This is a genomic window from Tenacibaculum aestuariivivum, from assembly GCF_964507685.1.
In the GTDB taxonomy this organism is placed as follows: domain Bacteria; phylum Bacteroidota; class Bacteroidia; order Flavobacteriales; family Flavobacteriaceae; genus Polaribacter; species Polaribacter aestuariivivum.
In genome coordinates this window covers 1,860,537-1,873,296 of sequence record NZ_OZ208414.1, presented here as the reverse complement: position 1 = coordinate 1,873,296, position 12,760 = coordinate 1,860,537, and the positions used below count along the sequence as shown (strand labels likewise).

General features: G+C 29.9%; 13 protein-coding genes. 6 read left to right on the top strand and 7 right to left on the bottom strand.

Annotated features, from left to right (window positions below):
* Nucleotides 1–9: 9 nt before the first annotated feature.
* On the top strand, nucleotides 10–423 hold the full coding sequence (locus ACN5J4_RS08265) for a DUF6691 family protein (RefSeq protein WP_418651155.1): 414 nt from the start codon (nucleotides 10–12) through the stop codon (nucleotides 421–423).
* 441 nt (nucleotides 424–864) lie between these two features.
* Here the strand turns inward: ACN5J4_RS08265 and ACN5J4_RS08260 are convergent, their stop codons facing one another.
* The 5 genes from ACN5J4_RS08260 to ACN5J4_RS08240 all read right to left on the bottom strand — a co-directional run bounded on the left by ACN5J4_RS08260 (nucleotide 865) and on the right by ACN5J4_RS08240 (nucleotide 6,890).
* Nucleotides 865–1,467, bottom strand: coding sequence for a DUF4230 domain-containing protein (locus ACN5J4_RS08260; RefSeq protein ID WP_418649534.1), 603 nt, complete (start codon nucleotides 1,465–1,467; stop codon nucleotides 865–867).
* 37 nt (nucleotides 1,468–1,504) lie between these two features.
* Nucleotides 1,505–2,086: a lipoprotein signal peptidase gene (locus ACN5J4_RS08255; RefSeq protein WP_418649533.1), complete on the bottom strand. Its 582-nt coding sequence runs from the start codon at nucleotides 2,084–2,086 to the stop codon at nucleotides 1,505–1,507.
* 144 nt (nucleotides 2,087–2,230) lie between these two features.
* Entirely contained in the window at nucleotides 2,231–2,608 is a 378-nt protein-coding gene (locus ACN5J4_RS08250; protein WP_418649532.1) for a TraR/DksA family transcriptional regulator, read from the bottom strand.
* A 4-nt stretch (nucleotides 2,609–2,612) separates the two neighbouring features.
* Complete coding sequence (gene ileS / locus ACN5J4_RS08245) at nucleotides 2,613–6,011, bottom strand: isoleucine--tRNA ligase (RefSeq protein WP_418649531.1); 3,399 nt, start codon at nucleotides 6,009–6,011, stop codon at nucleotides 2,613–2,615.
* Nucleotides 6,012–6,134: 123 nt separating this feature from the next.
* Nucleotides 6,135–6,890, bottom strand: a complete 756-nt coding sequence (locus ACN5J4_RS08240) for a TerB family tellurite resistance protein (protein WP_418649530.1) — start codon at nucleotides 6,888–6,890, stop codon at nucleotides 6,135–6,137.
* 318 nt (nucleotides 6,891–7,208) lie between these two features.
* Here ACN5J4_RS08240 and ACN5J4_RS08235 point away from each other — a divergent pair, with 318 nt between their 5' ends.
* A complete protein-coding gene (locus ACN5J4_RS08235) occupies nucleotides 7,209–7,619 on the top strand; it encodes a BrxA/BrxB family bacilliredoxin (protein WP_418649529.1) in 411 nt (136 codons plus the stop codon).
* A gap of 58 nt (nucleotides 7,620–7,677) precedes the next feature.
* Here the strand turns inward: ACN5J4_RS08235 and ACN5J4_RS08230 are convergent, their stop codons facing one another.
* Both ACN5J4_RS08230 and ACN5J4_RS08225 read right to left on the bottom strand, forming a co-directional pair.
* The gene (locus tag ACN5J4_RS08230; protein WP_418649528.1) at nucleotides 7,678–8,115 is read right to left on the bottom strand and encodes a LexA family protein; all 438 of its coding nucleotides are present in this window, start codon (nucleotides 8,113–8,115) and stop codon (nucleotides 7,678–7,680) included.
* A 3-nt stretch (nucleotides 8,116–8,118) separates the two neighbouring features.
* Nucleotides 8,119–9,375 (bottom strand): Y-family DNA polymerase, encoded by a 1,257-nt coding sequence (locus tag ACN5J4_RS08225; protein WP_418649527.1) that lies wholly within the window; start codon nucleotides 9,373–9,375, stop codon nucleotides 8,119–8,121.
* Between the two features lie 59 nt (nucleotides 9,376–9,434).
* Here ACN5J4_RS08225 and ACN5J4_RS08220 point away from each other — a divergent pair, with 59 nt between their 5' ends.
* From ACN5J4_RS08220 to ACN5J4_RS08205, 4 genes are read left to right on the top strand one after another with little or no spacing between them, the layout of a single operon-like run.
* Complete coding sequence (locus ACN5J4_RS08220; protein ID WP_418649526.1) at nucleotides 9,435–9,896, top strand: Lrp/AsnC ligand binding domain-containing protein; 462 nt, start codon at nucleotides 9,435–9,437, stop codon at nucleotides 9,894–9,896.
* A 9-nt stretch (nucleotides 9,897–9,905) separates the two neighbouring features.
* The gene (locus ACN5J4_RS08215; RefSeq protein WP_418649525.1) at nucleotides 9,906–10,487 is read left to right on the top strand and encodes a HupE/UreJ family protein; all 582 of its coding nucleotides are present in this window, start codon (nucleotides 9,906–9,908) and stop codon (nucleotides 10,485–10,487) included.
* Between the two features lie 57 nt (nucleotides 10,488–10,544).
* The gene (locus ACN5J4_RS08210) at nucleotides 10,545–10,976 is read left to right on the top strand and encodes a deoxycytidylate deaminase (protein WP_418651154.1); all 432 of its coding nucleotides are present in this window, start codon (nucleotides 10,545–10,547) and stop codon (nucleotides 10,974–10,976) included.
* Nucleotides 10,963–12,525 (top strand): S41 family peptidase, encoded by a 1,563-nt coding sequence (locus tag ACN5J4_RS08205; protein ID WP_418649524.1) that lies wholly within the window; start codon nucleotides 10,963–10,965, stop codon nucleotides 12,523–12,525. The genes ACN5J4_RS08210 and ACN5J4_RS08205 overlap by 14 nt, the downstream gene beginning before the upstream one ends.
* Nucleotides 12,526–12,760 lie beyond the last annotated feature (235 nt).

Here is a 12,760-nt window from a genome sequence, read left to right as displayed (position 1 = left end):
AAAAACATGATGAAAAATATAAAATTTTTAATAATTGGTATTTTCTTCGGAATTATAATGACCAAATCCGAAGCTATTTCATGGTACAGAATCTATGAAATGTTTAAATTTCAATCCTTTCATATGTACGGAATTATTGGTTCGGCAGTTGCTGTTTCTATGGTTTTTATGTATTTCTTTAAAAAAGGTATAATTAAAGATTATCTCGGTAATCAAATCAATATAAAAGAAAAGAAAAAAGGATTTATAAGAACTCTTATTGGTGGAACCATTTTTGGTTTAGGTTGGGCTTTAGCAGGAGCTTGCCCTGGTCCTATTTTTGTATTAATTGGTCATGGAGTATTTCCAATTATTATTGTTTTACTAGGAGCAATATTAGGAGCTTTTATCTACGGATTGCTAAGTAAAAAGTTACCTAATTAAGAGCTTGTTTAAATTTAAGTTTTAGTCAATAAAATTTTATTACAAAAATTCACTAATAACCTGTCAGTTCGAGTAATTTTTTTCCTTCAAAAAAATTATATCGAGAACTTTTTAGCATCAAAATCAATCAAAATAAAATTCTCGATACAATTTTAATTCCTTCTAGTCATTAAAATCACTCGAATTGACAAAATGGTAGAAAATTAGGATGAGAAACTGAAATAAATTCAGTTTGACGGATTCTATTTTTCAGTAATAATATGTTTTTAAATAAAATTTAAACAGGCTCTAAGTTTAAAAAAATAAAGATTATTTGAAGCTATTTTCCGTTTTCCCCACTCACTTTTTTTTGAAAAAAAATCAAAAAAAGAGCTCAAACAATTAATTCAATCGGGACTAAAATTTTGTACTCTATTTTAATAATTATAAAAATATTTAAATTTAATCTTTCAATAAAACAGCATCAAAAATATTAGAATTAGTTTTATCAACTACTTTCCAATTATAAGTTTTAGACAGCAAATATATTTTAGATAATTCTTCAAATAAACGTATTTTAGCATCTGTTTGCAATCGTGATACAGTAATTGTAGATTTTATATTTTCTATTGCCTTACTATTAATATTATTGAGTTCTACTTTTGAAAAAGTGTTAAACCGACTTTGTTGTAAATCAAAATATTTAATATCAGGAGAAATAACAATTTCTTCAGCAGGTATTTTATGAATAATAATTTGCTTACCAATACTATCTATTTCAATTTCTAAATCAGATAAATTATAACCAACCTCTACTTTAGCATTTACCGAGACAATAGCTTTTTTTTCAAAAGAAAAGTACTCATAAAAGTATTTTTTACTATCAGAAAAACTATAAATCTCAGAAAAACTACCTTCTGACACTACCAGCTTACTTAAATTTTGTATACCTTCTAAAACAATCTTAATATCTTCTTGCTGCTGTTGTTGTTGATTTTTGTCATACCAAAATTTTGACACTAAAAAACCTAATAAAAAAATGGCTATGTATTTAAAAAACCGCATAGTTGTGTTTTTCTATAAAATTAAATTAAAAATAATGTTATACTTCTTTTTCTTCGTTAGGAAAAGCTTCTTTATTAAATAAAAACAATAAAACAACACCAATACTTATCCAAGTATCAGCACCATTAAAAATAGCATTAAAAAAAGTAAAACTTTCACCTTCATAGATCGGAAAATAAAGCATATCAACCACTTTACCATAAAACAATTCACCATAAGGTTTGTCTGAAAACAATGTTGCTATATTATGATAGGAAGAATCAAAAATTACTCCATAAAAAACAGAATCTATAATATTACCCACAGCACCAGCTAAAATTAATGCAATAGCAATTATAACAGCTATATGAGTTTGTTTTTTTATAGTTTGCCTTAACCAATACCCAATACCAAAAACTGCAACAACTCTAAAAAGTGTTAAAAATAGTTTTCCTGCCTTACCTCCAAATTCAAAACCCCAGGCCATACCGTTATTTTCAGTAAAATGAATTTTAAACCAATCATTAAAAACAACGATCTCCTCTCCTAACTGAAAGTTAGTTTTGATATATATCTTACTAATTTGATCAATTAAAATTGCCAAAATAATGGTAAGTATTGCTATATTTTTTTTAGACATTTTTTAAATTTAATAGTAACAAAAATAAGAAAAGTATTAGTTTTTATTCTATATTTAAACAGCATTATAATAGCGTTTTTTTTAGCTATTTTATAGAAAAAAGCCTCTAAAAAGAGGCTTTTTTAATATTTAATATCTCAAAATTTATTGCTTACGCTTTGCTTCAATACTTAAAGTTGCATGAGGCACCAATTTTAAACGCTCTTTTTGAATTAATTTACCAGTAACTCTACAAACTCCGTATGTTTTATTTTCAATACGAATTAAAGCATTTTTTAAATCACGTATAAACTTTTCTTGGCGAATACCTAGTTGCATATTTGCTTCTTTCGCCATGGTGTCTGACCCTTCTTCAAACGACTTAAACGTTGGTGAAGTATCCTCAGTACCATTATCTGAATCATTCTTGTATGAAGATTGTATTAGTTTTAAATCTTCTTCAGCGTGTTCAATTTTTTTTAAAATAATAGCTTTAAACTCTGCTAAGTCACTATCAGAGTATCTTATTTTAATCTCATCCATAATACTATGCTTTTTCAATTAACATTCTACTTTTTATGGTATCAAATTCAATTTCTGTACCATTTACTAATTCATCAACAAAAACCAATTCATTAGTTAATGTTTCCGCCTTTATATAATTTTCATTCACTTTTACAGAATCTTGTAAATCAGCAACATTTAAAATAGTTAATTTTATTTTATCAGTAACCTCTAAACCTGTTTCTTTACGAGCATTTTGAATTCTATTTATAAGCTCTCTAGCAACTCCTTCTTTTCGTAATTCATCATTAATAGTAACATCTAAAGCAACAGTTAAACCTTCTGCATTAGCTACTAACCACCCTTCAATATCTTTAGAAGAAATTTCTACATCAGCGGTTTCTAAAGTAATCATTTTACCATTAACTTTTATAGAAATAGTTCCTTCTTTTTCAATTGTTAAAATATTGTCTTGTGTAAATTTTTGTATTTCTCCTGCAATCAACTTCATATCTTTACCAAATTTTGGCCCTAACGCTTTAAAATTTGGTTTAATTTGCTTCACTAATATATCAGAAGCATCATCTAAAAGTTCAATTTCTTTAACATTTACCTCTGATTTTATTAAATCAGCAACCGCTAAAATTTCTTCTTTTTGAGTAGCGTCAAAAACAGGAATCATTATTTTTTGTAATGGCTGACGTACTTTAATTTTTTCTTTTGCTCTTAATGATAAAACTAAAGAAGAAATAGTTTGTGCGTTTTTCATTTGACGCTCTAATGATTTATCAATTAAAGCCTCATTACAAACAGGAAACTCTGCTAAATGTACACTTTCAAAACCTTCGCCTTTTGTTGTACTTGTTAAATCTTTATATAATTTATCCATAAAGAAAGGTGCTACTGGCGATGCTAATTTAGCCACTGTAAGCATACAAGTATATAAAGTTTGATATGCTGAAATTTTATCTTGCGCATATTCACCTTTCCAAAAACGTCTTCTACATAAACGAACATACCAGTTACTTAAATGATCTTGTACAAAATCAGAAATAGCTCTTGTTGCTTTTGTTGGTTCATATTCAGCATAAAACACATCTACTTTTTCAACAAGCGTATTTAATTCTGACAACACCCAACGGTCAATCTCTGGTCTTTCAGCTAATGGCACCTCAGCTTCGCTATAATTAAAGTTATCTAAGTTAGCATATAAACTAAAAAACGAATACGTATTATAAAGTGTTCCAAAGAACTTTCTACTAACTTCGGTAATTCCGTCTAAATCAAACTTTAAATTATCCCAAGGATTTGCGTTTGAAATCATGTACCAACGGGTAGCATCAGGACCATATTTATGTAAGGTTGTAAACGGATCAACACCATTTCCTAAACGCTTTGACATTTTTTGCCCGTTTTTATCTAACACTAATCCGTTAGATACTACATTTTTATAGGCTTTATCATCAAAAACCATTGTAGCAATAGCGTGTAAGGTATAAAACCATCCACGAGTTTGGTCAACTCCTTCGGCAATAAAATCGGCAGTTTTCCAACCATCTTCTACTAATTCTTTATTTTCAAACGGATAATGCCATTGTGCATACGGCATAGAACCTGAATCGAACCAAACATCAATTAAATCCGATTCACGTTGCATTGGTTCACCCGAAGCTGAAACCAATGTAATTTTATCAACTACATTTTTATGTAAATCAATGGTATCATAATTTTCATCAGACATATCTCCTGAAACAAAATCAGCAAAAATATCTTCGTTCATTACGCCTGCTTTTACAGCAAGTGCCATTTCTTCTTTTAATTCAGCTACAGAGCCTACTATTTTGGTTTCTTTACCATCTTCAGTTCTCCAAACAGGTAAAGGAATTCCCCAAAAACGAGAACGAGATAAATTCCAATCATTGGCATTTTTCAACCAATTTCCAAAACGACCTGTCCCTGTTGATTCTGGTTTCCAATTAACTTCTTCATTTAAAGAGTGCATACGGTCTTTAACGTCTGTTACTTTTATAAACCAAGAATCTAACGGATAATATAAAATAGGCTTATCAGTTCTCCAACAATGTGGATAACTGTGGACATATTTTTCAACCTTAAAAGCTTTATTTTCTTCTTTTAATTTAATGGCAATTTGTACATCTACCGACTTATCAGGAGCTTCACCATCAGCATAATATTCATTTTTAACATACATGCCTGCAAACTCACCCATTTCTTTGGTAAATTTACCCTGTAAATCAACTAAAGGAACTAAATTATCATTTACATCTTTAACCAACATTGGTGGTACACCTGCATCTTTACAAACTAAAGCATCATCTGCTCCAAAAGTTGGCGCGGTGTGTACAATACCAGTACCATCTTCAGTAGTTACAAAATCTCCAGGAATTACTCTAAAAGCTTCTTCAGGATTATCGTGTGGTAAAGTATATGGTAATAGTTGCTCATATTTAGTACCAACTAAATCAGCACCTTTACATTCAGCAATTATTAAATAAGGTATTTGTTTATCTTCTGCTTTATACGTTGCTAAATCAGCTTCATTTTCAACAGCTTTAAACTTTTTCCCTGCAAATTGTTTTCCTACTAAAGGTTTTCCTAAAATTACTTGTGTAGGCTCAAATGTATATTGATTAAATGTTTTTACTAAAACATAATCAATTTTAGGACCTACTGTTAATGCCGTATTACTTGGTAATGTCCAAGGAGTTGTTGTCCAAGCTAAAATATGAACATCATTTCCATTTTGTAAAATACTTGGTAAAGTTTCAGTAACTGCTTTAAATTGAGCAACTACAGTTGTATCGGTAACATCTTGATACGCTCCTGGCTGATTTACCTCATGAGAACTCAAACCTGTACCTGCTTTTGGTGAATATGGCTGAATTGTATACCCTTTATACATCAAATCTTTATTATAGATTTGCTTTAACAACCACCAAACCGTTTCCATGTATTTTGGTTTATACGTAACATACGGATCTTCCATATCTACCCAATATCCCATTTTTTCGGTAAGTGAATTCCAAATATCGGTATATTTCATTACTGCTTTTTTACAAGCAATATTATACTCTTCTATCGTTATTTTAGTTCCTATATCTTCTTTGGTAATTCCTAATTCTTTTTCAACGCCTAATTCAACAGGTAAACCATGGGTATCCCAACCAGCTTTACGCTTTACTTGAAACCCTTTTAAAGTTTTATAGCGGCAAAAAATATCTTTAATGGTACGTCCCATTGCATGATGAATACCTGGTAAACCATTTGCTGAAGGTGGTCCTTCAAAAAAGATAAATGGTTTATTATCATCACGCGTAGTTATACTTTTTTCAAAAATGTTGTTTTCTTTCCAATAATCTAATATTTCATCTGCAACATTTGGCAAGTTAAGCCCTTTGTATTCAGTAAACTTCGTACTCATTTTGTAATTATATTTATTGATTTCGCGAAATTACGTATTTTCTTGTAATTGTAGTAGTTGACACTAAAAAAAAGCTTTTTTTAAAAGCTTTTTTATCACCCCTAAAACACCTCCTTTTTTTATTTAAGAAATACCTCTTTCTTTTTTTATTTGTTCGTAAGCTGCCTGAATTTTCTGAAACTTTTCATTAGCCCCCTCCTTATGCTCAGCACCTAAGGCTTCTAACTTATCAGGATGATACTTTTTAGCCATCTTTCTATAAGCCTTTTTAAGTTCATCATTCGTAGCTACTTTTGTAGTTTCTAAAATTTTATAAGCACTATCAGATTCATCATAAAACATAGCTTTTATTGATTCATAATCATGGTTATTAATATATAAATAACCTGCAATTTTTCTTATTTCTTCTGCTTCAGACGCTGTTACTTGTCCGTCGGCATTTGCAATACCAAACAAAAAGTGTAGTAACTGTAAACGAGACGAATGAGACATATGCTGACGAATTTGCATACATACCTGACGTGTTGATATTTGTTTTTTAATAATACCACTAAACAACTTAAAAGCATGGTTTGCACGCTCTTTACCATACATTTTTACAAAGTGCAATCTAACAAAATCTAACTCTCGTTGATCAACCCTGCCATCAGCTTTAATAACTACCGATGCTAAAATTAGTAACGTTATTTCAAAATCACCAGAAGTAGCCCTTCCTCTTCGCGGTTGCGTATCTTGTTGATATTCTTTCTGCTCCTTTGTAAAATCTTCAACAGAAACCCCATCAATAAAACTACCAACAGCAAAACCAATAATAGCACCTATTGGCCCTCCCATTGTAAACCCTACTCCGGCTCCTAACCATTTTGCAAATTTTCCCATTTATAAATTTTAAAAGATGTAAATATACCATTATTACGATTTTTAAGTAATTATTTCGTTTTAAAAAAATAAGATATTTAAAAATTACCTTATAAATAACATAAAAACAATTTGAAGCTATTTCCCGCTTTACGCACTCGCTCTTTGCAAGGAGCTCAAACAAATGCTTCAATCGGGGCTAAGTGTAATTACTAAGTTATTGCTAAAAACAGTTAGCCTTTTTCTAAAAACATACTATATAAAAAGCATCAATTGTTTAGGTTTGATTCTTGTTTCTAAATAAAGTATCTTTGCCCTAAACTATTTAACACAAAAAATATGTACCCAGAAGAATTAGTAAAACCAATGCGTGATCAATTAATTGATGCCGGTTTTAACGCTTTATATACTGCTGAAGATGTTGATACAGCTTTAGCTAAAAAAGGAACAACTTTAGTAATGGTAAACTCTGTTTGTGGTTGTGCAGCAGGTACTGCAAGACCAGGTGCAATTGCCTCTTTAGGAGCAGAAAAAACACCAACAAACTTAACTACGGTATTTGCAGGTGTAGAAAAAGAATCTACAGCTAGAGCAAGAGAACACATGGTGCCTTTTCCTCCATCATCACCAGCCATTGCTTTATTTAAAGATGGTAACTTAGTGCACATTTTAGAACGTCATCATATTGAAGGTCATTCAGCTCAAGCTATTGCTCAAAATTTAGCCGCTGCTTATGATGAATTTTGCTAAAAGCAATTGATTATAAATAAAAAAATCCAGTAAAATTGCTGGATTTTTTTATTATATATTATACTCTTTTTATTACACTAGTAACAATTCCCCAAATAATAAAATTATTTTCTTCTGTAATTTTAATTATAGGATAATCAGGATTTTCTGGTTGCAACCAAACCTCCTCTTTTTCTACTCTTAATCTTTTAACGGTAAATTCACCATCTAAAAAACAAACAGCTATTTTATTATTGGTAGGGTTAATACTCCTATCAATAACCAATAAATCATTATCATCTAATCCTGCACCTATCATAGACTGTCCGCTAACTTTAGCAAAAAAAGTAGCTTCTTTATTTCTAATAAGCTCTTCATCTAAAGAAATACGAGTTTCTCTAAAATCATCGGCAGGAGATGGAAACCCAGCAGAAATACCAATATCCATAAAAATTGCACCATCGCTATCACTAGCTTCTTTGGGCGACAAAAATGTTAATGCTTGTGATGTACTCATAATTTATTTTACGCTAATAATATCGTTAATATTGGTTGTGTACTTTGGCGACAATCGCTCTTGACGCATTTTCCAAGTACGTTTTAAATCTTGACTGGCTAATTTAACCTTATCTGCTTTAAAAGAACTATTTAATTTATCAATTACTTGCATTAAAGGTTTATGTTTAGCATTTTCACATTCAAATATATTTATTTGATAATTATCTGAAGGCACCAAGCCTGTAACAATTACACCGGCTCTTTTATATTTTACGTTTTCTTTAAAAATAGTTTTTACAGCAGCTACAGCTGCTTTGGCAATAGTTAATGTTGAAGCTGTTGGATAAGAAAAAACTACTGTTTTACTAATATTATATTGCGGAGTATCTTTGTTAAACCGATCAGTTTGCAATAATACCATAACCATATGACAACATGATTTTTGTTTCCGTAATTTTTCTGCGCAATTTACAGCAAACGTAGCTATTCGTTCTTTTATATTATCTATATCAGAAAAAGTATATTCAAAACTTCTAGTAGTAGCAATTGCTTTTTTAGTTACAGGAGTTTCTAAACCTATTTTAGAAATGCCCTCTAAATCTTTTTTAAGCCTCCAAACAGTAATTGATAAGTTTTTACGCACCCAAACATCATCAAGTTGAGTAAAATCATACGCCTTTACACAACCTTTTGCTTTTAATTTTTTAGCTAAGGCACTACCAATACCCCAAATATTTTCAATAGGCATCCATTGTAATGCTTTTATTCTTTTCAATTCAGAATCTATAACATACACTCCTTTTGTTTTTTCAGGAAATTTACGCGCTATTTTATTAGCCAGTTTAGTTAATGCTTTGGTTGGTGCAATTCCTACACAGGTCGGAATTCCTGTCCATTGTAAAACTCTACTTCTTATTTTGGCTCCATAATTTTCTATATTATAAACTTCAAAACCTTTTAATTGTAAAAAAGCTTCATCAATAGAGTATACTTCTATATCTGGAGAAAACTGTTCTAGTATTTTCATTACCCGCGAACTCATATCACCATATAATGAATAATTAGATGATAACACCGTAACATTATTCTCTTCACAAAACTGTTGCCATTTAAAAATAGGTGCGCCAAACGGAAGTTTTGTTTTTTTAGCCTCATCACTCATTGCTATTACACAACCATCATTATTACTTAAAATAGCAACTGCCTTTCCTTCTAAAGTAGGATTAAAAACGCGTTCACAGGAAGCGTAAAAATTATTACAATCAACAAGAGCATACATAGTTTACAAAGGTAAGGCATCTTCAAAAAACATTAATCAACTTTCCTTATTTTTGTACTATGATTAAGAAATTAAAAATTGACGGAATTGACAAAATCATTATCAAACGATTGGTTGCAGATGCCCGTACCCCTATTTTAAGTATTGCACGTGAAGTAGGTATTTCAGGAGCTGCTATTCATCAACGTTTACGTAAATTAGATGCTTCTAATTTAATTGATGGTTACAAAATGGTACTAAATCCTAAAGCTTTAGGATATAACACTACTGCTTTTGTAGGGGTGTTTTTAGATTCATCTAGCTTATACTCATCTGCTATCAAAAGATTAAAAGAAATACCTGAAGTGGTAGAAAGTCATTATACTACTGGTAATTATGCCATTTTTATTAAAATTCTTTGTAAAAACAATGAAGATTTAATGCATTTATTAAACAAGGATATTCAAAATATAAAAGGAGTTTCAAGAACCGAAACTTTTATATCTTTAGACCAACAAATAGATCGACAAATAAAAATTTAAAACCCTCTAATGAACGAATTTATCTTCTACTTTAAAATGGGCTTATTTCATGTACTTGATATTAAAGCTTACGACCATATTTTATTTTTAATAGTACTTGCCGTTGTGTATCAATTTAAACAATGGACTAAAGTTTTATGGCTTATTACCTTATTTACTATTGGTCACTCTATTACTTTAGCTTTATCAGCTTACGGAATATTAAATGTAAACGCAAATTTAGTAGAGTTTTTAATTCCGCTTACTATTTTTATTACTGGTTTAATGAATGTTTTAACAGCTAAAAAAGCATCGGTAGGTAAAGAAAATCAGAATTTATTTTTAGCTTTATTCTTTGGTTTAATTCACGGCTTAGGTTTTTCGAACTATTTTAAAATAATGATAGGTAAAACATCTGATAAACTAATACCACTTCTAGAATTTGCAATTGGTGTAGAGGCAGCACAAATTATTATTGTTTTAGGAATTTTATTAATAGGAACAATAGTACAAGCTATATTTGGAGTAAATCGTCGTGATTGGATTTTAATAATCTCCTCTATCGTTATCGGTTTTGCCTTTCAAATGATGATAAATCGCGTTTTTTGGTAAACAATTAACTACACAACTTTTTAAATCTAACTACCTTAGCACATCACTTAATTTATTATTTTGAGTAAAAAACAATTAAAATACGACAAAGCCTATTTAAAAATGGCACAAGAATGGGGTAAATTATCTCATTGTAAACGTAAACAAGTAGGAGCCATAATAGTTAAAGATCGTATGATTATTTCTGATGGCTATAACGGAACGCCTTCAGGCTTTGAAAATTATTGTGAAGACGAAGAAGGATATACAAAATGGTACGTTTTACATGCCGAAGCTAATGCTATTTTAAAAGTTGCTGCTTCAACACAATCTTGTAAAGGAGCAACGTTATACATTACCTTATCTCCTTGCCAACAATGTAGTAAATTAATTCATCAGGCTGGTATAAAACGAGTAGTATATGCTGAAGGGTATAAAGATTCATCTGGAGTAGATTTTTTAGCAAAAGCGGGTATTGAACTATTACATTTGCCTTATGAACAAGAATAATTTACCTATATACTTATCAATTGCTGTTGTGTTCGGTATTCTTATCGGAAATTTTTTTAGTAAAGGAAGCACTACCAATTTTATTGGAACAAACTCATCAACTGAAAAAAAAATAAAACGGTTGATTGACTACATACAAACCGATTATGTTGATAATGTAAATACTGATGATTTATTAGATGGCGCTATTACACAAATACTTGCTAAATTAGATCCGCACTCTGTATATATCCCTAAAGAAAATCTTCAATTGATTACTGAAAACATGCAAGGTAATTTTGTTGGTATTGGTGTGCAATTTCGTATGATTGGTGATTCTATTACTGTTATTTCCCCTATTAAAGGAGGCCCTAGCATTAAAGCTGGGATTAAAGCTGGAGATAGAATTTTAATAGCTAATAAAGACACCTTGTTTGGTAAAAATTTAGAAACTGCCCAAATAATGAAATCTTTAAAAGGTAAACCTAACACAAAGGTTACCTTACAAGTTTACCGAAAAACAACAGATAGTATTTTTAACGTAAACATAAACAGAGATAAAGTAAATATTAAAAGTGTTGATATTGCTTACATGTTAAATGACAGTATTGGTTATATAAAACTAAATCGTTTTGCACGCAATTCTTATAAAGAATTTAAAACTTCCTTAATGACTCTTAAAAAAAATGGAATGACCGATTTAGTACTTGATCTTCGTGGAAATGGTGGTGGCTTCATTGATATTGCTAACAGTATTGTTGATGAATTTTTAGAAGATGATAAATTAATTGTGTTTACCAAAAACAATAAAGGAACTATTAATAAATCATTTGCGTCAGAAAAAGGTAATTTTGAAAAAGGTGGTTTATATGTTTTAATTGATGAAAATTCTGCTTCTGCTTCAGAAATTGTTGCAGGTGCTTTACAAGATAATGATAAAGGAATTATTATCGGACGCCGTTCTTTTGGTAAAGGATTAGTGCAACAAGAAATGGACTTAGGAGATGGATCTGCAGTTCGTTTAACAACAGCTCGTTATTACACACCAACAGGACGCTCTATTCAAAAACCATATAAAAAAGAAGAGGCTAACGAAAATTATAATAATGATTTTGATAATAGATTAAAAAATGGAGAATTTTTTACTAAAGATAGCATAAAAACTATTGATAGCTTAAAATACACCACTCCAAAAGGTAAAACCGTATATGGTGGCGGCGGTATAATTCCTGATTATTTTATTGCTGTAGATACAACAACCTATATTCCTACCATATTTTTTAGACCTTTGAATAACTTTGCATTTAACTATGTAGATACAAACAGAAAAAAACTAGAAAACCTAACCGTAAAAGAATTTATCAAAAATTTTGATAACAATAGCGAAGTTTCTTCTATGTTTTTAAAAGAAATTAAAAACTATAAGTTTTCTAAAAAAACAAAAAAACAATTAAAAAGAAACTTAAAAACATTAATTGCTAGAGAACTTTTTAGTGATGAAGGTTTATATAAAGTAAATCAAACGGATGATAAAATGCTTCAAAAAGTATTTGAATTGGAAGTAAAATAGTTCAAAAATATGTTTGAGTTATTTTTTTAAACCTTGTAAAAAAACAGCTTTAAATTAATTACTCTTTCACAGAACACTTATACTTGTTTTAAATACGCTTCTTACCTATTTTAAAACACTAAAGTATTAAAATTAATATACAATAAGTATTCCAAATTATATTTATACCAGTTAAAATAAAAAGGAAGGGTTTTTTTTAACTAAAAGGGGTTACTATATTCATGACAATATTACT

Excerpts from the sequence above, each read along its gene's own strand:
- ACN5J4_RS08265 (WP_418651155.1), top strand. The coding sequence starts at position 10 with ATGAAAAATATAAAATTTTTAATAATTGGTATTTTCTTCGGAATTATA.
- ACN5J4_RS08260 (WP_418649534.1), bottom strand. The coding sequence starts at position 1,467 with ATGCGGTTTTTTAAATACATAGCCATTTTTTTATTAGGTTTTTTAGTG.
- ACN5J4_RS08255 (WP_418649533.1), bottom strand. The coding sequence starts at position 2,086 with ATGTCTAAAAAAAATATAGCAATACTTACCATTATTTTGGCAATTTTA.
- ACN5J4_RS08250 (WP_418649532.1), bottom strand. The coding sequence starts at position 2,608 with ATGGATGAGATTAAAATAAGATACTCTGATAGTGACTTAGCAGAGTTT.
- ileS (WP_418649531.1), bottom strand. The coding sequence starts at position 6,011 with ATGAGTACGAAGTTTACTGAATACAAAGGGCTTAACTTGCCAAATGTT.
- ACN5J4_RS08240 (WP_418649530.1), bottom strand. The coding sequence starts at position 6,890 with ATGGGAAAATTTGCAAAATGGTTAGGAGCCGGAGTAGGGTTTACAATG.
- ACN5J4_RS08235 (WP_418649529.1), top strand. The coding sequence starts at position 7,209 with ATGTACCCAGAAGAATTAGTAAAACCAATGCGTGATCAATTAATTGAT.
- ACN5J4_RS08230 (WP_418649528.1), bottom strand. The coding sequence starts at position 8,115 with ATGAGTACATCACAAGCATTAACATTTTTGTCGCCCAAAGAAGCTAGT.
- ACN5J4_RS08225 (WP_418649527.1), bottom strand. The coding sequence starts at position 9,375 with ATGTATGCTCTTGTTGATTGTAATAATTTTTACGCTTCCTGTGAACGC.
- ACN5J4_RS08220 (WP_418649526.1), top strand. The coding sequence starts at position 9,435 with ATGATTAAGAAATTAAAAATTGACGGAATTGACAAAATCATTATCAAA.
- ACN5J4_RS08215 (WP_418649525.1), top strand. The coding sequence starts at position 9,906 with ATGAACGAATTTATCTTCTACTTTAAAATGGGCTTATTTCATGTACTT.
- ACN5J4_RS08205 (WP_418649524.1), top strand. The coding sequence starts at position 10,963 with ATGAACAAGAATAATTTACCTATATACTTATCAATTGCTGTTGTGTTC.